Genomic DNA, 270 nt, shown 5'->3' with positions numbered 1-270 from the left:
GATGCTACTGGTCCAGATCTTACTGCTTGTAATGTAGTAGATGAAACGATAGAATGTGATGGTGATAATAACCAAACTTTAGCAGATACTTGGAATGCAGATAATATCGTAGAACTTCAAGCTTGTGCAGATGATATTAATGTAACTATTACTTCTGATTATGCTTTCACTAACCTAGCTACAACTTGTGGTGCTGGTGGAACTATTCAAGTAACATATACGGCTACTGATGATTGTTTAAATACTTCTTCGGTTACTGCTACACTTACT

1 protein-coding gene is annotated in these 270 nt (G+C 35.9%); it reads left to right on the top strand.

The window, feature by feature from the left end:
• A partial coding sequence (locus ACVCXO_RS00310; RefSeq protein ID WP_452227606.1) for a hypothetical protein occupies window positions 1–270 on the top strand: 270 nt, incomplete at both ends.

It is taken from the genome of Lacinutrix sp. MEBiC02404 (assembly GCF_053601575.1).
Note: the sequence above shows the minus strand (reverse complement) of the source record. Positions and strands in the feature narration are given on the sequence as shown.